The sequence below is a fragment of the Rhodothermus profundi genome, assembly GCF_900142415.1.
Classification (GTDB): Bacteria; Bacteroidota; Rhodothermia; order Rhodothermales; family Rhodothermaceae; genus Rhodothermus; species Rhodothermus profundi.
Map to the genome: position 1 here is coordinate 36,667 of NZ_FRAU01000006.1, position 19,175 is coordinate 55,841.

18 protein-coding genes and 1 riboswitch are annotated in these 19,175 nt (G+C 59.5%); of the genes, 10 read left to right on the forward strand and 8 right to left on the reverse strand.

Annotation, left to right across the window (positions count from 1 at the left end; translation table 11 throughout):
• The 5 genes from dapA to BUA15_RS09530 all read left to right on the forward strand — a co-directional run bounded on the left by dapA (nucleotide 1) and on the right by BUA15_RS09530 (nucleotide 5,973).
• On the forward strand, nucleotides 1–897 hold the full coding sequence (gene dapA / locus BUA15_RS09510; protein ID WP_072715761.1) for a 4-hydroxy-tetrahydrodipicolinate synthase: 897 nt from the start codon (nucleotides 1–3) through the stop codon (nucleotides 895–897).
• Nucleotides 898–1,004: 107 nt separating this feature from the next.
• Nucleotides 1,005–1,877, forward strand: coding sequence for a 2,3,4,5-tetrahydropyridine-2,6-dicarboxylate N-succinyltransferase (locus BUA15_RS09515; RefSeq protein ID WP_245771999.1), 873 nt, complete (start codon nucleotides 1,005–1,007; stop codon nucleotides 1,875–1,877).
• Nucleotides 1,874–4,690 carry a phosphoenolpyruvate carboxylase gene (gene ppc, locus BUA15_RS09520; protein ID WP_072715763.1) on the forward strand — a complete coding sequence of 939 codons (2,817 nt, stop codon included), beginning with the start codon at nucleotides 1,874–1,876 and terminating at the stop codon, nucleotides 4,688–4,690. Before BUA15_RS09515 ends, ppc begins: the two co-directional genes overlap by 4 nt.
• A 75-nt stretch (nucleotides 4,691–4,765) precedes the next feature.
• Nucleotides 4,766–5,335: a hypothetical protein gene (locus BUA15_RS09525; protein WP_072715764.1), complete on the forward strand. Its 570-nt coding sequence runs from the start codon at nucleotides 4,766–4,768 to the stop codon at nucleotides 5,333–5,335.
• Nucleotides 5,336–5,424: 89 nt separating this feature from the next.
• On the forward strand, nucleotides 5,425–5,973 hold the full coding sequence (locus tag BUA15_RS09530; RefSeq protein WP_072715765.1) for a hypothetical protein: 549 nt from the start codon (nucleotides 5,425–5,427) through the stop codon (nucleotides 5,971–5,973).
• Nucleotides 5,974–5,990: 17 nt separating this feature from the next.
• On the opposite strand, the gene BUA15_RS14090 is transcribed toward BUA15_RS09530, so the two are convergent.
• The 4 genes from BUA15_RS14090 to BUA15_RS09550 form a co-directional block, all read right to left on the reverse strand.
• Nucleotides 5,991–6,116 (reverse strand): 30S ribosomal protein THX, encoded by a 126-nt coding sequence (locus tag BUA15_RS14090; RefSeq protein WP_072715766.1) that lies wholly within the window; start codon nucleotides 6,114–6,116, stop codon nucleotides 5,991–5,993.
• An 83-nt stretch (nucleotides 6,117–6,199) separates the two neighbouring features.
• Entirely contained in the window at nucleotides 6,200–7,882 is a 1,683-nt protein-coding gene (locus BUA15_RS09540; protein WP_072715767.1) for an acyl-CoA carboxylase subunit beta, read from the reverse strand.
• Nucleotides 7,883–7,985: 103 nt separating this feature from the next.
• Nucleotides 7,986–8,177, reverse strand: a complete 192-nt coding sequence (locus BUA15_RS09545; protein WP_072715768.1) for a general stress protein CsbD — start codon at nucleotides 8,175–8,177, stop codon at nucleotides 7,986–7,988.
• 76 nt (nucleotides 8,178–8,253) lie between these two features.
• Complete coding sequence (locus BUA15_RS09550; RefSeq protein WP_072715769.1) at nucleotides 8,254–8,727, reverse strand: hypothetical protein; 474 nt, start codon at nucleotides 8,725–8,727, stop codon at nucleotides 8,254–8,256.
• A 114-nt stretch (nucleotides 8,728–8,841) separates the two neighbouring features.
• Between BUA15_RS09550 and hemG the strand changes: the two genes are divergently transcribed.
• The 5 genes from hemG (at nucleotide 8,842) to BUA15_RS09575 (ending at nucleotide 14,542) form a co-directional block, all read left to right on the forward strand.
• Nucleotides 8,842–10,251, forward strand: coding sequence for a protoporphyrinogen oxidase (gene hemG, locus BUA15_RS09555; protein ID WP_072715770.1), 1,410 nt, complete (start codon nucleotides 8,842–8,844; stop codon nucleotides 10,249–10,251).
• Between the two features lie 54 nt (nucleotides 10,252–10,305).
• Nucleotides 10,306–10,416: riboswitch (SAM riboswitch) on the forward strand.
• Nucleotides 10,417–10,562: 146 nt separating this feature from the next.
• Entirely contained in the window at nucleotides 10,563–11,723 is a 1,161-nt protein-coding gene (locus BUA15_RS09560; RefSeq protein ID WP_072715771.1) for a trans-sulfuration enzyme family protein, read from the forward strand.
• A 257-nt stretch (nucleotides 11,724–11,980) separates the two neighbouring features.
• Entirely contained in the window at nucleotides 11,981–12,796 is an 816-nt protein-coding gene (gene cobA / locus BUA15_RS09565; RefSeq protein ID WP_072715772.1) for a uroporphyrinogen-III C-methyltransferase, read from the forward strand.
• 2 nt (nucleotides 12,797–12,798) lie between these two features.
• Entirely contained in the window at nucleotides 12,799–13,542 is a 744-nt protein-coding gene (locus BUA15_RS09570; protein ID WP_072715773.1) for a precorrin-2 dehydrogenase/sirohydrochlorin ferrochelatase family protein, read from the forward strand.
• A gap of 157 nt (nucleotides 13,543–13,699) precedes the next feature.
• Nucleotides 13,700–14,542, forward strand: a complete 843-nt coding sequence (locus tag BUA15_RS09575; protein WP_072715774.1) for a sulfurtransferase — start codon at nucleotides 13,700–13,702, stop codon at nucleotides 14,540–14,542.
• 87 nt (nucleotides 14,543–14,629) lie between these two features.
• On the opposite strand, the gene BUA15_RS09580 is transcribed toward BUA15_RS09575, so the two are convergent.
• The 4 genes from BUA15_RS09580 to BUA15_RS09595 all read right to left on the reverse strand — a co-directional run bounded on the left by BUA15_RS09580 (nucleotide 14,630) and on the right by BUA15_RS09595 (nucleotide 18,408).
• The gene (locus tag BUA15_RS09580) at nucleotides 14,630–15,385 is read right to left on the reverse strand and encodes a hypothetical protein (protein ID WP_072715775.1); all 756 of its coding nucleotides are present in this window, start codon (nucleotides 15,383–15,385) and stop codon (nucleotides 14,630–14,632) included.
• A gap of 193 nt (nucleotides 15,386–15,578) precedes the next feature.
• Nucleotides 15,579–16,157, reverse strand: coding sequence for an acyltransferase (locus BUA15_RS09585; RefSeq protein ID WP_072715776.1), 579 nt, complete (start codon nucleotides 16,155–16,157; stop codon nucleotides 15,579–15,581).
• On the reverse strand, nucleotides 16,154–17,089 hold the full coding sequence (locus BUA15_RS09590; protein ID WP_072715777.1) for a Gfo/Idh/MocA family oxidoreductase: 936 nt from the start codon (nucleotides 17,087–17,089) through the stop codon (nucleotides 16,154–16,156). The genes BUA15_RS09585 and BUA15_RS09590 overlap by 4 nt, the downstream gene beginning before the upstream one ends.
• Complete coding sequence (locus tag BUA15_RS09595; RefSeq protein WP_072715778.1) at nucleotides 17,086–18,408, reverse strand: nucleotide sugar dehydrogenase; 1,323 nt, start codon at nucleotides 18,406–18,408, stop codon at nucleotides 17,086–17,088. The genes BUA15_RS09590 and BUA15_RS09595 overlap by 4 nt, the downstream gene beginning before the upstream one ends.
• Between the last annotated feature and the right edge of the window lie 767 nt (nucleotides 18,409–19,175).

Genomic DNA, 19,175 nt, shown 5'->3' on the forward strand with positions numbered 1-19,175 from the left:
ATGGCTGCACAACCGGTATTTCGAGGAACCGCTCCTGCTCTGGTAACGCCCTTTACGCGCGACGGCAACGTGGACGAACCTGCCCTGCGACGGCTGATCGACCGCCAGATCGAAGGCGGCGTCGATGCCCTGGTCGTACTGGGAACCACAGGGGAAAACGCCACCATCTGGCCCGAAGAACGCCGTCGCATTGTCGAACTTACGCTGGAGCACGTGAACGGACGCGTGCCCGTCATTGTAGGAACGGGCAATAATTCAACCAGCGAAAGTCTGATCTTTTCGCGCGAGGCTGCCCGAGCCGGCGCCGACGGCCTCTTGATTGTAGGCCCCTATTACAACAAGCCCCCGCAGGAAGGCTTTCGAGCCCACGTAGCCGCCATCGCAGAAGCGGTGGACACTCCCCTGATCCTCTACAATGTGCCCGGCCGCACTGGATTCAACATGACTGCCGAAACCGTTCTGCAACTGGCAGAAGAAATACCTACAGTGGTTGGCATCAAGGAAGCGTCGGGCAACCTGGCCCAGATCGGTGACATCCTGGCCCATCGACCGCGCAAGCTGGCCGTCTACGCAGGCGACGACGAAATCACGCTGCCCTTGCTGGCGCTGGGCGCTGACGGGGTAATTTCAGTCGTCTGCAATGCGCTGCCTGAACGCTTTACCGCGCTGGTGCGGGCCGGCCTGGCAGGCCGTTTCGAAGAAGCACGCAAACTGCACTTCGAGTTGCTGCCGGCCATGCGCGCCTGTTTCTACGCGACCAACCCCATCCCCATCAAGGCAGTCCTGCACGCCATGGGCCTGATCGAAGACGTCCTGCGCCTGCCCCTGGTACCGCCTGACGAAGCAACCCGCCGCCGTGTGCTTGAGGCGTTTGAAGCCTTCCTGACAACTGCCTGACTGACGGATTACGGCCGAAAATACTCCAGCACGACAGCACCTTCCTGCCCCTGAACAACGGAGAGCCTCCTCGTGCTCCCACATGCGCGTTACAACTTCTGGAGTCCATGAGGCAAACACTGGAAGCAATGCAGACTGAGCTTTACGCAACGCTGCGCCAGCGCATCGAAGCACTGGCTACCCAGCCCACGGAATCGCTGGATGAACGCGCCGCTCGGGAAGCGTTCGATGAACTGCTCGAAGGACTGAACCAGGGCACCATTCGAGCAGCTACGCCTGCTGAAGACGGCCGTTGGATTACCCATCCCTGGGTCAAACAGGGAATTCTACTTGGCTTTCGAATTGGACGGCTGGTCGATTATTCTACGGAACGCTTTCCCTTCTTCGATAAAGACACGTACCCCCTGAAGCCGATCACCCTGGCCGACCGAATTCGCGTGGTGCCAGGCGGCTCGTCGATTCGCACCGGCGCCTACCTGGCACCCGGCGTGGTCTGCATGCCGCCCATGTACGTGAACGTGGGCGCCTACGTCGATGAAGGGACCATGATCGACTCACATGCGCTGGTCGGCAGTTGTGCCCAGATTGGCAAGCGCGTGCACCTGTCGGCCGCCGTGCAAATCGGCGGCGTGCTGGAGCCGGTGGGCGCCCGGCCGGTCATCATTGAAGATGACGTGTTTGTAGGAGGCGGCTGCGGCATCTACGAAGGATGCCTGATTCGTAAAGGTGCCGTGCTGGCCCCCGGTGTCATTCTGACGGGCTCAACAAAACTGTACGATCTGGTGCACGAACGCATACTGGCCCCGCCGCCTGGCGAACCATTAGAGGTGCCTCCCTATGCAGTGGTGGTGCCTGGCGCCCGCGCCGTACGTTCTCCTTTTGGGGAAGCCCACGGGCTTTCCCTGTACACACCGGTTATTGTCAAATATCGCGACGCCCGCACCAACGCAGCAACCGCCCTGGAAGAAACGCTACGATGAGCAGGCCTGCTTCCCTCCCGATCGAAGTGGAAGGTACCGGTATCACACGACCGCTCAGCGAGCATGTCAATTTGCTGGGCCGCCTGCTGGGCCAGGTCATCCAGGAGGCCGCCGGCTCCGAAATGCTGGAGCTGGTCGAAACGCTGCGTCGCCTGTGCAAGCAGGCGGCCCTCGAAAATCGCCCAGAGCTACGGGAGCAGGCCTACCGGCGCATTCAGAGCGCCACCTATGATGAACTGCTCTGGCTGCTGCGCGCCTTCACGGCATTTTTTCATCTGGTCAACCAGGCAGAGCAACAGGAAATTATTCGGATCAACCGAGAACGGGCCCTGCGCAGCACTCCAGAACAACCGCGTCCGGAATCAATTGATGAGGCCATTCGCGCCCTGAAGCAACAGGGACGGACCCTTGACGAGGTGCTGGCCCTCCTGGAACGCCTGGATATTCAACCCACGCTAACCGCCCATCCAACCGAAGCCCGCCGCCGCAGCATTCTCTATAAGCAACAACATATTGCGCACCTGCTAGCCCGGCAACGTCGATGCCAGCTCACGCCAGAAGAGCAGGAAGCATTGCTGGTGGACCTCCATAACCAGATTGCCCTGCTCCTAGGCACCGCTGAAGTGCGCGAGGAACGCCCCACCGTTCGCGATGAAGTGGAGCAGGGCCTGTACTTCATTCAGAGCACAATCTGGGAGGCTGTCCCACGCATTTACGAAGACGTGCGCCGGGCGCTGCGCCGCTATTATAATGCGGACGTGGACTTTCGCCCCTTCCTGCGATACCGCTCCTGGATTGGCAGCGACCGGGACGGCAATCCGTACGTTACGCCCGAAATCACCCGGTGGACAGCCCTGACGCAGCGCCGCCTGGTACTCCAGCGGTACATGGAGGAGCTCCGTCAGCTCCGGCGGCAGCTTAGCCTGTCCGACCGCTACGTTCCCCCTCCAGAAGCTCTGCGCAGATCGCTGGCTCGCGATGCTCGTGAAGTTGTGCTCCCGCCACACGTCCTTCGACAGTTCCGGCATGAATCCTTCCGACTCAAGATTTCCTACATCATGGGGCGGCTGCACGCGTTGCTGCAAGCCCTGGACGATCCGAGCCAGTCTCCGCCTGCCTACACCGCCGAGGCTTTTGTTGACGATCTTCGCCTGCTTCAGCGCTGCCTTGAGGCCTGCGGCCTGGAGCGCATCGCCCGCTACGGCCGGCTTAACCGTTTGCTGGTGCTGGCGCAGACGTTTGGCTTCCATCTGGTCACGCTGGACGTGCGCCAGCACAGCAGTGTTCATGAGGAAGCCGTCGCCGAACTATTACGCCTGGCCGGTGTGGAGAACGACTACCGAGCGCTGCCTGAGTCGCGCCGCCAGGAGCTACTGGCCCATGAACTGACCAATCCTCGTCCGCTTTTGCCGCCGGGCGCCCCGCTTTCGGAAAGCACGCGCCAGGTTCTGGACACCTTCTCCGTCATCCAGGAGCTGGTGCAGCTCGATCCCCGCAGCGTGGGCAGCTACATCGTCAGCATGACGCACACCGTCAGCGACCTGCTAGAGCCCATGCTGCTGGCTAAGGAGGTAGGCCTCTGGCGCTACGAACGCCCTGTCCAGAGCGGCCAACCAGGCCACGTGCACTGCCCGATCGATTTTGTGCCGCTTTTTGAAACCATTGATGACCTGAAGGCCGCAGCCCATCGGCTCGAATCCATTCTACGCCACCCTGTCTATCGCATGCAGGTAGCCGCCCGGGGTGGTTTTCAGGAAATTATGCTGGGCTATTCCGACAGCACAAAAGACGGTGGCTACTGGACGGCCAACTGGGCGCTGCACAAGGCGCAGGAACAACTGGCCGAGGTGTGTCGCCGTCATAGCATCGATTTTCGCCTGTTTCATGGGCGTGGAGGCACGGTCGGCCGAGGAGGCGGACGCGCCAACCAAGCCATTCTGGCCATGCCCCCGGTCGTGCATAACGGCCGCATTCGGTTCACCGAACAGGGCGAAGTGATCTCCTTTCGCTATGCCCTGCCCGAAATAGCGCACCGCCATCTAGAGCAAATCGTCAACGCCATGTTGCGCGCCGTAGGCCTACCACCTGCTGCCGACAGGGCCCCTGACGAACTGGCCACGCGCCGCCAGCTCATGGAAGCGCTCGCCGAACGCTCCATGCGCGCCTACCGTCGTCTCATCGACGCTCCCGCCTTCTGGACCTGGTACACCCAGATTACTCCTATCGAGCAGATCAGCCGTCTGCCCATCGCATCCCGACCGGTTTCGCGCCGCAGCGCGCACGAGGTGGACTTTGAAAGCCTACGCGCCATCCCCTGGGTATTTGCCTGGACGCAGGTGCGCTACCTGATCCCCGGTTGGTACGGAATTGGCCAGGCACTCGACGAGCTGCTCCAAGCCTCGCCCGAACAGCTCCAGACCCTGCGCACCTGGTATCAATCCTGGCCGTTCTTCCGAACCATCTTACAGAATGCGCAGCGCGAAATGGTACGCGCTCGGTTGGAAATCGCCGCCTATTACGACCGGCTGCTGGGCAACGGCCCGACTGACTTTCATCGGCTCATCGAAGAGGACTACCAGCGCGCCCGCTCGGCTATCCTGCGCATCACCGATCAGCAAGAGCTGCTCGATCATGACCCGATCATCCGTAAATCCGTGCAGCTTCGTAACCCCTACACCGACGTGCTCAACCTAGTGCAAGTCGAACTGATGCGACGCTATCGCCAGGCGCCCGAAGCCGACCGGGAGTTGCTCCGCCGCGCGCTGTTTCTAAGCATTAACGGCCTTGCAGCCGCCATGCAAAGCACCGGATAACTATTGCAATCACAGAATTTTCACACTACATTAACCCATAGTAAGATATGAACTTATCACTTAACACCCCGAACCATGCGCTGGATACAATGGATAGGGCTCTGGCTCCTCTTGTTCGGGGTAGGCTGCACGTACACCTATCAGTTGACGCCGGGCGTGTATGACATGCCCTACTATCGCGCAAGGGAGCTTGCCCGCCACCACACGGCAACGATCCAGTTAAAGAAAGGTCAGCGCTTCACCAGCCGCACCCTGCATTTTCGCAATGACTCACTGGTTACCACGCAGGGTACGTATGCGCTCGCTGAGGTACAATGGATCCGCTTCCGGAATTACGCGGCCCAGATGAGCCGCGGCATGCGAATAGGCGCAATGACCGGGGCAATTTTCGGAGGCTTGCTGATCCTGAGTGGCCTGACGATCGACCAGGATGACGATGCTGACGATACGGATCCGCCAAGTGCAGCCGGTGCGATCGTAGGGGGGCTGCTCATCTCCACCGGCCTGGTTATCATTCCCCTCAGCGCCATGATCGGGGCCGCAGTAGGTTACCTGTCGGGCTCAGAAACCACGTTTTACATCGCTCCCTCACGGCCCCCGGCCAGGCCGACCGAAACGCCTTCCCAGCAGGTACCGGATCCCTGACCGGTGGCCTGCCAGACGCGTGCAGCTCCTCTAAAGGAGTCAGGCGTTTAATCTATACACCCTGCATCCAGAACCTGCTCTGTACCCCGATGCGGTACGTCGTGCTGGGACTGGTGCTGCTTTTGGGAAGCACAGGCTGTGCCAGCACTTACCAACTAACTCCCGGGGTGCCAGACCAGGCGTACAAACAGCTTGAGGCGTTAGGAAGCCGGCATACAGCCACCATTCGGCTTCGCAGCGGCCCGACGTTTAAAGCCCGCGTGTTACATCTTAGCCCCGACACGCTTGTCACGACCCGACAAGCCTATGCGCTGCGCGAAATTGAATGGATTCGGTTTCGGCGGCGCAGCGCAGGCCTGTGGCGTGGGATCTTGGTTGGTTCCCTGGCAGGCCTGGTGCCGCCCGCCCTGCTGCTAACCAGCGACTGTGAAGGGCTGGGTTGCCTGCTGCTCCCTGCCCTTGTCCTTGTCACCGGTGCTTACACTGTTCCCCTGGGCGCATTCAGCGGTGGCCTGATTGGCTACCTGCACGGATATGTAGATACCTTTGAGATTGTCGCTACCCCTCCCCAGGAGTTCGCATCCAGAGCAAACAAAAAGCATCCGGGGTTAGCGCAGGAGCCAACCCCGGATGCCTGAAATGAATACTCCTCTGGTTATTGGCTATCCGCCGCCGCAGCTTCCTGTTGCTGTTTCTTTTTCTTTTTCTTTTTGGGGCGGTACTTCCCATAAGTGCCGCGCCAGATTTTACCGCGCCGCGTACGACGATCTCCTTTCCCCATGAGTGCTGTGTCGTTTTCGTTTCAATCCAGAAAAAAGGCTTCCCAATATAACATCTACGGCCCCTGCCGAGCAAGCCGTCCTGTCAGACCTGAAGCACACCCGGGTTAAAGGGGGGCAGGTCCGGGTTGTGATCCGCCATCTCGATACCCAGACTGATCCAACGGCGCGTTTCTATCGGATCAATGATCGCATCTACCCAGAGGCGGGCGGCTGCATAATAGGCAGAGGTTTGGGCTTCGTAGCGCGACTCAATCTCTTCCAGCAACTGCTGTTTTTCTTCTTCCGAAAGGGTCTTCCCCTGGCGTTCGAGCTTGCCAAGCTGCACCTGCAGCAGCGTCTGCGCTGCCTGTTTGCCGCCCATCACCGCAATGCGGGCTGTTGGCCAGGCCAGCATGAGTCGGGGCTCATAGGCCCGTCCACACATCGCATAGTTACCTGCTCCAAATGAGTGCCCAACAACCACCGTGAACTTCGGAACGACCGAGTTGGCTACCACATTGACCAGCTTGGCTCCATCCTTGATGATACCGCCGTGTTCGGCCCGTTTCCCGACCATGAAGCCTGTTACGTCCTGGAAGAAAACAATAGGGATGCGCTTTTGATTGCAGTTCATGATGAAGCGGGCCGCCTTGTCAGCCGAGTCGGAATAGATTACGCCGCCCACTTGCATTTCCCCCTGGCGGCTGCGTACCACCAACCGTTGATTGGCCACAATACCTACGCTCCAGCCATCAATACGGGCATAGCCGGTAATAATGGTCTGGCCATAGCCTGCCTTGTATTCCGTCCAGGAATCCGCGTCGATAATGCGCGCAATCACTTCACGCATATCGTAGGGTTGCTGCAGATCAGGCGGCACCAGCCCATAGAGGTCTTCCGGGGGAAAGGCAGGCGGGCGCGGCGTGCTGCGGGGAAACCCGGCCCGCGGGCGCGGGCCCAGATGGGACATCAGGCGACGAATTGTCTCCAGACACGTCTCATCGTCTGGCATTTTGTAGTCGGTCACGCCCGAAATTTCCGTGTGCGTAGTAGCTCCTCCCAGCGTCTCGGCATCGACGATTTCCCCGATCGCTGCTCGTACCAGATAAGGCCCTGCCAGAAATACCGATCCAGTGCCCTGCACAATAAGCGCCTCGTCGCTCATAATGGGCAGATATGCGCCTCCTGCCACGCAACTGCCCATGATGGCCGCGATCTGCGGCACACCCAGACTGGAAAGCCGTGCATTGTTAAAAAAGATGCGGCCAAAGTGATCGCGGTCGGGAAAGATTTCATCCTGCATGGGCAGGTAAACGCCGGCCGAATCAACCAGATAGATAATGGGAATGCGGTTCTGCAGGGCTATTTCTTGCGCGCGCAGGTTTTTCTTCACCGTAATGGGAAACCAGGCCCCGGCTTTTACGGTAGCGTCGTTGGCCACAATCATGCATAAGTGGCCACTCACGCGTCCTAATCCCATGACCGTACCACCCGCCGGACACCCTCCCTCCTCCGTGTACATCCCATAGCCGGCCCAGAGCCCCAGTTCCCAGAACTCCTCAGGATCGTCCAGCAGACGAGCAATTCGCTCCCGTGCTGTTAGTTTACCCCGCTGATGTTCGCGCTCAATGCGTTTGGCCCCGCCGCCCAGCCGGATCTGTTCGGCCTGGCGTTGCAGTGCTTCGATTAACGCCCGATGTTGAGCAATCCAGTTTTGTACAACAGGGTTATTCGTGGTCAGCGGTGAGCCGAATTCGCCGGCCACCTGCGCTTCACTTTTCTCCATTGCTCAAAAAAGTGCTTCCAATATAGCCCCAGCGTTGAGAAGGCAAGCTAAAACTTTGCCTTCTTGAAAATCGCCCGCTAGCGCAACATCCCCCGGAGCCCTTTTAAAGAAGGGCTTCCATTTTCTGAAGGATCTCTTCGCGAGACTCGCCTGTCTTTTCGTGGATCAGTGAAACCATGGCATGCAGATTACCACGCGCCTTTTGCAATTCCTGATCGCTCAGAACGTCGCCCCAGATGACGCGGATCTGCTCTTTAGTACGCTCCCAGCTCTCCTCCATCCGTCTGGTGGCCATAATGCTCCGGGGTTTTTCTGGTTTACGTTTGCCTGGACTGAAAAAAACGGGACGGCTGCAAAGCCGGTTCCAACATTTATCCTGAGGCTGCCACCAGCGTATTCCAGTACATCAGCACAAGGATGACTGCCCAGAGGAAATGGCCCAGGCCTGTCGCCATGGCAATGCGTTTGCGATAGCGCTCGGCCTGCTGGGCATCGGGCGCATGACCGGATAGCACTTGCTGCAGGCCCTGCCAGGACGGACGCAACAGGCCCCACTGAAGGCCAATCAGCACCAGCAAAAGCAGCAAGCTGGTGTGGTACGGCGCGCCGTAAACGCCAAATCCTCCGCCACTCAACAAAGCGCCCAGGCCAAAAATCAGGGTGGCGACCAGAAAAACGCCCATGAGTCGCACGGTCGCCCCTCCTTCCTCAAGCAATGCCTGCGCAGCTTGCGTCTCCAGCGCCAGGGCGCGGCGCGCCTGCGCCGCCAGTCGAAGCCCCAGTCCAAACCAGGCCGCCGCGGTCAAAATATGCAGCAGGACAAAGATGCTCTTCAGAAACAGCATGGCTGATCGTATTTTTGTCCAGAAGATTTTGCGACCTTCCGAGCAGCACGGTTCGTTAGCGCATCGGATTGTTGGAAGAAAAGAGCGCCCCGCTAAAAAGGCAAGCGCACATTTATGGCTTCTGTAGGAATCATTGGTGCCGGCATTGCAGGCCTGGCCGCTGCCTACGAGCTGCACCGCCGCGGCCTGGAGGTTACGGTCTTTGAAGCGTCTGACCGGATTGGGGGCTTTATTCAGTCGGAACGCATGGAAGGATTTCTGGTGGAGTATGGCCCGCAGACGCTCCAGCGCACTTCAGCCGATCTGGAAGAGCTGCTGCGTCGCATCGACCTGGAAGATGCCTGTATTGCGGCCCAGCCGGTGGCTTCAAAGCGTTTTATTGTTCGCAGCGGCCGTCCCATTCCTTTACCTCGCTCCCCTCGCGAGCTGCTGCGCACCCCTCTGCTCTCGCCCCGTGCCCGGCTTCGGCTGCTGGCCGAGCCCTTCATTGCACGCTCCCACCGGAGCACGGAGGAGTCCGTCGCCAAATTTGCCCGCCGCCGCCTGGGTCCCGAAGTGCTGGACTATCTGGTAGAACCCTTCGTGGCCGGTATTTTTGCAGGTAATCCGGAGCACCTCTCCATACGCCATGCTTTCCCAAAGCTCTTCGAGCTGGAACAGCAGTACGGCTCCCTGTTCTGGGGCTTTATACGCGACCGCATGAAGCAGCGCTATCATCCTGCGCCGCGCCGGTCGATGTTTTCGTTTGTCGAGGGACTGCACATGCTTCCCCGGGCACTGGCCGATCGGCTGCCTGCCCAGGCAATCCTTCGAAACGCAGAGGTTCTGGCCATCCGCTGGGATGAAAAGAATCCCTGGACGCTGAGCTTTCGCGAAAACGGTCGCACGGCCACACGCTTTTTTGACGTAATTGTCTGCGCCACCTCCCTCCACCATCTGGCGCAAATTCGCATTCTTCCCCCTCTGGATCGCCAGCCCCTCAGCACCGTCGAGCATCCTCCCCTCGCGCTTGTAGCCCTGGGCTTTCGCCGCGAACAGGTAGCCCACCCGTTAGACGGCTTTGGCTTGCTGGTACCAGCAGTAGAACGAGAATTCCAGATTCTGGGCACGTTGTTTTCTTCATCGCTCTTTCCTAACCGGGCCCCGGAGGGCCATGTGCTGCTGACCACTTTTGTCGGCGGCATGCGTCACCCCGAGCAGGCGCTGCTGCCCGACGACCGGCTGGAGGCCCTGGTTTTGCAAGACCTGCGCCGGCTGCTGGGCATCTCAGGCCCACCAGTGTTCCGACACATCTGGCGCTGGGAGCGCTCAATTCCTCAGTACCGCCTGGGATACGACACCGTCATTGCCTGCGTGCGCGACGTCGAAATGAGCCGACCCGGACTCTTCCTGGCAGGCAACTATCGCGAAGGAATCTCCGTAGTCGATGCCCTGCACTCTGGCCTGAAAGCTGCTCAGCAGATCATCCTCCATCTACGAGAAGAAGCTGCCGGCGGCCTGGCCAAACTACTCCTGGGAGATTGAGTCAAAAAGAATTGGTCTGCTTGCTATCCGCAGCAGCCAGCTCTATCTTATATCATCTCATCAAGAACGACTGAGGGAACAGGCCCGATGACGTCGTAGCAACCGGGCATCTTCTACCGGCAGGAAGATGCCGCCTGGTGCTAAATCCTGCCCGGAGCGTGGGGCGGAAACAAGCGTGCGTTGCTGTTTCCCGAGCTGTGTCGTTCCGGGGAAGATGAGAGCTGCTGGCGTCTGCCGGGGTTCCAGTCGCTCGGTTCTTGATGAGATCTGGTAAGAAGTTTTTGTCTCACCATCAAGAACCGACAGGGCTTATGCAGCCACAGACGCGTCTGACGCTGGCCGGTCAGCAGACTGACACCAGTTATAACAGCGTCGTTCCTCCAATCTATCAGTGTTCGACGTTCCGTTTCGAAGACGTCGGCCAGACCAAGGGATATGATTACTCGCGCAGTGGCAACCCCACGCGCCGCACCCTCGAAGAGGTTCTGGCCGACCTGGAAGGAGGGGTTGGCGCTGTAGCCACGACCAGTGGCATGGCAGCCATCTCAACGGTGCTGTCCATGTTTGACCACGGCATTCATGTGATCTGTGCGCACGACTGCTACGGCGGCACCGAGCGGCTGCTCAATTTGCTGGCCCGGCAGGGCAAACTGGACGTGTCGTTTGTCGATTTGCGGGATTTAAAGGCGGCGGAAGCCGCCCTCCGCCCGAACTCACGAATCATCTGGGTGGAAACGCCATCCAACCCGCTGCTGCGCATCGTGGATCTAAAGGCCCTCTGTCAGTTTGCCCGAACCCACGGATTGCTGGTTGTTGTAGACAATACGTTTCTGTCCCCCCTGCAGCAGCGTCCTTTTGAGTTTGGTGCCGACATTGTGGTTTACTCGACGACGAAATACCTGAATGGCCACTCCGACGTGGTCGGCGGCGCCGTTATCGTGCGCACCGAGGAGCTAAATGAACAGTTGCAGTTCGTGGCCAATGCGCATGGTACCATTGCTGGCCCCTTCGATTGCTGGCTGGTGTTGCGGGGATTGAAGACGCTGCCCGTACGGATACGACAGCATGAACACAACGCAATGGCCGTGGCGCGTTTCCTTGAGCAGCACCCTAATGTAGAGCGTGTCTTTTATCCTGGCCTTCCCTCCCACGAAGGACACGACATTGCTGCACGCCAGCAGAAAGGCTTTGGCGGCATGGTCTCGTTCACTGTGAAAGGGGGACTGGAGGCCGTACATCATATCCTGCGGGCTACCCGCGTCTTTACCCTGGCCGAATCGCTGGGTGGCGTAGAGTCGCTGATCGAGCATCCGGCCACCATGAGCCATGCCTCCATGCGGCCGGAACAACGCGAAGCCGCCGGCATTACCGACAACCTGATCCGGCTCTCCGTCGGCATCGAAGCTACCGAAGACCTGATTGCGGACCTGGAGCAGGCGCTGGCCTACGAACCGGCTACAGTAACGGCCTGAGTAGTTGCACAGGGTAGCTTTTAAGGGTTAAATTGAAAACATCCGCTTCGTTTTCGCAAAACGCTATGCCGTCTATGCAGGTGCCAGGTTACCTTCCGCTGAGTGGCTGTCCGTGTTGTTGCTGCAACGCGGGAGGGGCCTGCTGTACCTGTAGATGCTGGCTTTGAATCCAGGCTATTCCTCTAATACAGCAGCCCCTCCCGCCATGCGGTGAGGGGCTTTTTCGTTGAATATTGTCGCATCTTGCCTGTATCACCATGCAGCACCCCCATAACCGTTCTGCCGAGCCCGGTAAGGTTTATCTGGTAGGCGCCGGCCCGGGTGATCCCGAGCTGATTACCGTGCGCGGGCTGTCGCTCCTGCGCCAGGCGGAGGTTGTCGTTTACGACCGACTGGTGCATCCCGCCCTGTTGGAAGAAGTGCCTCCTACTGCCGAACGCATCTATGTGGGCAAAACACCGGGTCGCCACGCACTACCCCAGGAGAAAATCCAGGCGTTATTAATCGACCGAGCCCGCCGCAACCGGATCGTAGTCCGACTCAAAGGCGGCGACCCGTTCGTTTTTGGCCGAGGCGGCGAAGAAGCCCGAGCCCTGGCCCAAGCCGGCATTCCCTTCGAAATCGTCCCCGGCGTTACCAGCGCCATAGCTGTACCGGCCTATGCAGGCATTCCGGTAACGCAGCGCGGCGTAGCGGGCGCATTTGCCGTCGTAACAGGCCACCGCTGCGACCTGGAAACGCTCGCGCTGGACTGGTCGGCGCTGGCACGCATCGATACGCTGGTGCTGCTCATGAGCCTGCGCCGCCTACCTGAACTAACCCGCCTGCTGCGCGAAAACGGCCGCGCACCGGAGACCCCGGTCGCCGTCATTAGCAATGGCACAACGACGGCCCAGCAGCATGTCGTCGGCACGCTGGCCGACATTGCCGAGCGCGCAACCTCCTTAAACACACCCGCTACCGTCATTGTGGGGGAAGTGGTCCGCCTGGCCAATGAGCTGGCCTGGTTCCACCCTGCGCCCGCACCTTCTCCATTTGCCCGGCATCCTGAACCGCAGCCTTCCGATACATAACCATGCGCGTTTACCCGATTTTTCTGAACAATCTGGACGGACGTCGCTGCGTCGTTTTTGGCGGCACGCACGAAGCCGAACGCAAGGTGGCCGACCTGCTAGCCTGCGGCGCCGACGTAGTTCTCATCAGTGAAACGGCTACCCCCCAACTCCAGCAATGGGCCCGAGAAGGACGGCTCACCTGGCATGCCCGCAACTACCAGCCGGGTGACCTGAAAGGAGCCTTCCTGACCATTGTGGCCATTCCCGACCCTCAGGCCACTGAACCCATCTGGCAGGAGGCGCAGCGCGAACGCGTCCTGATCAACGCTATGGACGATGTTCCCCACTGCACATTTGTAGCCGGCGCGGTCGTTCGTCGCGGCCCGCTGGTCATTGCCATCTCGACCAGCGGCCAATCCCCTGCTCTTGCCGTGCGACTTCGCGAAATGCTGGAGCAGCACCTGGGGCCTGAATACGCACTCTTTCTGGATCTCATGGGAGCGCTGCGCCTGCCAATGGCAACCCACTATCCAGACTTTGGCGAACGCAAAGCGCGCTGGTATGCCCTGGTCGATAGCAATGTGCTTGACCTGCTACGCCAGCAACGCTTTGCAGCGGCGCGCACCCGCATTAGCGAACTCGTTGGCGAACCCGTCGCGGCTGCCCTGCCAGACCCCGACACAATGGCCCGTCTCTTTGCACATTATCAGGACGAATATGCCTGGTCCCCTTCTTCTAACCTGAACGCCCACGCTCCTCCCTGACGCCCTGCTACCTCACGTTCTACCTCCCTCACCTCGAATCAAAATACCGATAAGCCATGAATCAACCGCTACCCAGTACGCTGATTTGATATTACCCCTTGACACCCATAACACATACAATAGGCTACCCCTTAAAAACCAAACCCCGAAAAAAGCCATGGCACAGACCTCCCAGCGTCCTGCGGTTCTGGTAGATACCGAATGGGCTGAAGCGCACCTGAACGATCCCAACGTGCGCTTCGTCGAAGTTGACGTCGATACCTCCGCCTACGAAACGGGCCATCTGCCCGGTGCGGTAGGCTGGAACTGGAAAACGCAATTACAGGACCAGATCCGCCGCGACATTGTTCAGCAGGCCGACTATGAACGGCTGCTGAGCCAATCTGGCATTCGGCCCGACATGACGGTCGTGCTCTATGGAGACAACAACAACTGGTTCGCCGCCTGGGCCTACTGGCTCATGAAGTACTATGGCCACGAAGACGTACGCCTGATGGACGGCGGCCGCAAAAAATGGGTGGCCGAAAACCGGCCGCTAACCACCGAAGTGCCTGCTTACGAGCCGACCGATTATAAGGTGACCCGTATCAATGCACACCTGCGCGCCTTCCGGGATGATGTAGCCGAACTGATCCGACAGGAGCGTTTCGCGCTGGTTGATGTGCGCTCGCCCGAAGAATTCCGCGGCGAAATCCTGGCTCCTCCCGGCCTGTCGGAAACAGCCCAGCGGGGCGGTCACATTCCAGGTGCAACAAACATCCCCTGGTCACAGGCCGTGCGAGAAGACGGAACGTTCAAGTCGATTGAAGAGCTCCAGGCGCTCTATGCCGGCCAAGGCGTAACACCCGACAAGCCCGTGATTACGTACTGCCGCATTGGCGAACGCTCCTCGCATTCCTGGTTTGTGCTCCACGAGCTACTGGGCTATCCAGATGTCCGCAACTACGACGGCTCCTGGACCGAATGGGGCAACCTGGTAGGCGCTCCTATCGAGCGCTGAGCCGCGCACACAAACGCCAGACGCCGGACGGCGTCCGCGCCAGCGCGATAGACGGAGCTGGATGCCGTCCGGTCTTTTTTTTCCTTTTCAGGCACGGCCAATCTGCAGGAACAGATGGCGCATGAGCTTGCGTTTGGCCACAGGCAGCACCGTCTGCGCAAAGGGAAAATCCAGATCCGTAGCAAAAAAGTAAGTAGCCGGATTCGGCAGCTCGCGCCGCTCGGCAATCAGATCTAGCTTGATGCGCTGGGGAGCCGGGTACACACCCCGCAGCGGCAATTGCTTGAGATGCACAGTCCGCAACGTCCGGTAACGCTCCGAACCTCCACTGACCACCGAAAGCTGATACTGCAAGATGTGCAGCATCTGGCCTCGCTGATCTGGCACGATCAGGTACCCCTCCTCTTGATAGGAAGGCACAATCCCGACCGGTTCCATATGCAGATGCTCTTCCACGAATTCAAAGATGGTCCGGCCTTCCTCAATAGCTTCCTGAATATGCGGAAGTGCCCAGCGAATCAGCTCTTCGACTGCCGCAATCCGGTCTGCATCAAAAGCGGGCCGCTCATAGATCACGCGGCAGGCTTCCCAGTCCACCTGGCGCACTTCACCAGGAGCCGCATTCCGAATACCCTCCAGCCCCCGCAGGATGTGCTGGAGTTGCTCGAACAGGTGAATCAGATCGCTCAAATAAGGATAGATGACATTGCGCGAAAACTCCCGGTGGGTTTCTTGCAGCGCGGCCAGGATTTCGTACTGAGCCCGCTCCATATCCGAGACGCCACTCAAAAAGTGCTCCAGACGCAGCCCTTTGCCTTCACCACGCGCAAACGAACGTTCCATGGTACTACGCGCCCAACCGTTGGTGAAACTTCTTCTACAGGCAATATCGGCCCCCTGGCATGGTTTGTAAAGCAGGGATGAAGAACACAAAGATAACCGCCGGGAAAATGCAAGGTTCTGCCAGCTCGTTGGTCAAAAAGTCATGCTGAACGGTACAGGAAGCGTGGTCAGTTGAAAAGTGCTTGAAGTGAGTTTACGTCTTCTCCACCCGACGCACGGTCTGCGTATCCTCCAGCACGTACTGTCGTCCGCATTCCCGGCAGGTAGCCTGCCTGTCTTCGAAACGCAACGGAATCCCACATTCGCACACCCAGCCTACCAGCCGCGCCGGAACCCCGGCTACCAACCCATAATCCGGCACATCCTTCGTTACGACTGCTCCGGCTGCTACCAGCGCCCACCGCCCAATGGTCACCCCACACACAATCGTCGCGTTCGCTCCAATCGAAGCCCCATACCGCACCCGCGTCCGCACGTACGCTCCCTTCCGCGGAAACGCTGCCCGCGGCGTCCGCACGTTCGTAAACACCATGCTCGGACCGCAAAACACATAGTCCTCCAGCTCCACCCCCTCATACAACGACACGTTGTTCTGGATCTTGCAATGGTCTCCCACCTTCACGCCGCGCGCCACAAACACATTCTGCCCCAGCGTGCAGTGCGCCCCAATCTCCGCCCCCCCCATCACATGACAGAAATGCCAGATCCGCGTGCCCTCCCCGATCCGGGCACCTGCGTCCACTACCGCCGTCTCGTGCTTCCACCAACTCATACCGCTACCAAGGGGTGTCGCTGATTCGAACCGGCCTGCACTACCTCCAGCCGGCGCAACCGCGCTATCGTCTCAATCGCCGGCGTCGCCTCTGCTATCCCAAACCCCTGCCCCGCCAGCGTCCGACGATACACCTCCGTGTGCAACTCCGTAAATCCCCCCGAAAACTCCACCTCCTCCCCTTCAATCCGAATCGACCGGTACGTCCGCTGCCCCGACCGGCGCAGCGCCTCCGGCACATAGCGCGCATCAATCGACAAAAACCACCGCACCCGCGCCCGCTCCAACTCTAACCGACCCGCCCAGGTCGTCGCCGTCCGCACATGCACCTCCGCGTGCTCTAGCGCGCCAAACAACCAGTGCAACAGATCAAAAAAGTGCACCCCAATGTTCATCGCTACCCCCCCACTGAGCTCCTCACGCCCCTTCCAACTCTGCAGATACCACGGCCCCCGCCCCGTAATGTAGGTCAGCTCTACCTCCTTGATCCCGCCCTCGCCCTGCAACTGCTCCCGAAGCCGCACCAGCGCCGGATGTACCCGAAGCTGCAACACCGTCCACACCCGCCGCCCCCAGCGCGCCTCTAGCTCCCGCAACCGCACCAGCTCCGACGGCTCCAACACCAGCGGCTTCTCACACAACGCATCCGCCCCTACCCGAAAGGCCATCCGAACATGCGCCCCATGCAAATAGTTCGGCACGCAAACCGACACATAGTCCACCCCCTCCCCCCGATCCCGCAAATCCTCCAGATGCGCCTCAAACAACTCCGGATGCAAAAAAAACAACGCCTCCGGAAAGTACCGGTCCAACACCCCCACCGCATCCACCACGTCCAGGGCCGCTACCAGCTTCCCCCCCACCTCCCGCATCGCCTGCAAATGCCGCGGCGCAATGTAACCCGCTACTCCCGTTAACGCAAACCGCTTCATAGCAACGTAATCTTTTCGCTCTCAATGCCGCGCGTCGCATAGCGCGTGTCCAGCACTGCCTGCGCCCGCTCCACCACCCACCGATAATCAATCGTGCTATGATCCGTCGTAATGATCACCAGGTCCGCCGCCGACACCTCCTCCGACGTCAACGGCACGCTCCGCAACACCCGATTCCCCAGCACGACCTCCGGTACATATGGATCATGGTAGCGCACCGCCACCCCATCGGCCTCCAGCAAACGCCACACCTCCAGCGCTGGACTCTCCCGCCAGTCCTCCAAATCCCGCTTATAGGCCATCCCCAGCAGCAATACCCGCGCCCGCGACGGCGCTATCCCCAGACGGTTCAATACCCGGTAGGCCTTCTCCCGCACAAACTCCGGCATCTTCCGATTAATCTCCCCTGCCAAAGCAATAAAATGCGTGTTGAAATGCAACTCCTTCGCCTTCCACTCCAGATAGTGCGGGTCCACCGGTATGCAATGCCCGCCCACTCCCGGACCCGGCCAAAACGGCATGATCCCAAACGGCTTCGTAAAAGCCGCTTCCAGCACCTCCCACACGCTCAATCCCATCCGATCACACAACAACGCCAGCTCATTCACCAACGCAATGTTCACCGCCCGAAACGTGTTCTCAAATACCTTCACCAGCTCGGCCGCCTTCGCACTGGAGACCGGCACCACGTGCGCAATCGTCTGACTGTAAAAAGCCACCGCCACCTCCAGACTCTCCGGCCCCACGCCTCCCACCACCTTCGACGTGTTCTTCGTCGTGTACCGCCGATTGCCCGGATCCACCCGCTCCGGCGAATGCGCCAGGAAAAAGTCCCGCTCCACACGCAAGCCACTCGCCCCCTCCAAGATTGGCAGCATCACCTCCTCGGTCGTGCCCGGATAGGTCGTCGACTCCAGACTGATAAGCTGGCCCGGCCGCAGCCGCCGCCCAATCTCGTGCGTCACCCGCTCCACGTACTGCAAATCCGGCGTCAGATTCTTCGTCAGCGGCGTCGGCACGCAGATCACCACCACATCCATCTCCGCCACCCGCTCGAAGTCCGTCTCGGCCACAATCCGCCCTTCGGCCACCAGCCGACGCAGCTCCTCGTCGCGCACGTCCCGAATGTAGTTCTCTCCACGGTTGACCTTTGCTGCCCGCCGCGGATTCTGCTCAATCCCGATAACCCGATAGCCCACCTTCGCCTTTTCCACCGCAAACGGCAACCCTACATAGCCCAATCCCACAACGCCCACCACCGCCTCCTTCGTCCGAATCCGCTCCAAAAGCGTTGCTTTGTCCACAACCAGCGATTCCATAATGCTCTGAGTTTATTCGCATTACGATGCGCTCGCTCTCAGAAGGCATGCCAGCCGCAGCGCAGATTATTTAAGATACGGCCAGTCTGCCACCTCCCCACTGCTGGAGTAAAACCCTACAAAAATGGCCCGGTGCCCACCCCAAAAGCACCGGGCCTGCGCGCCTCATCCACCAAGGGAACCTGTGTTCCGGGACGACCGCTGGCGCCGACGTCCCCCGTGAACCACCACCCCACAAGCCGTGGATGACCCCGTCTGAACAGGGTATCGGCACTACGTAGAAAAACTTAAGGGAACCCTATCTCACACAAAAAGAAATACTTCTTTTTCTACAACGGGCCTGCGTCTCTGCTGCCGGAACCACCAGCCTGTCAGCAGCAACGCGCCGCCCAACAACAGCAACTTGGTCATGAGCCTATCGCCATTCGTTGAATCCCTGTCACTTTTTATCCTTTCTTCAAAAGACGTACCATCGGCACACTCAAACGATTTTCGTAGCAATTGCCTGGTGTACAGGGAGAACTTTTCCGGTTCCCTTTCGTTTGGAGAGCAGAGTTTTCCGGTTGTGCTATCCAGTTGTGTTTATGAGGTGGCTTTCGCCCGTGCACCGGTGTTGCTGTTGTTGTTGTGCCCGTCCAGTTGGAGGGGTAACAGGTGCGTGTGCACCGGCGAAAGCTCTGGATAGCCCATAGAGAAACCAAACGCCACGCACAGGTTGCCCCTCCGGAAGCTTCCGCGAGGGGTTTTTTATTGCACAAACCAGCGCA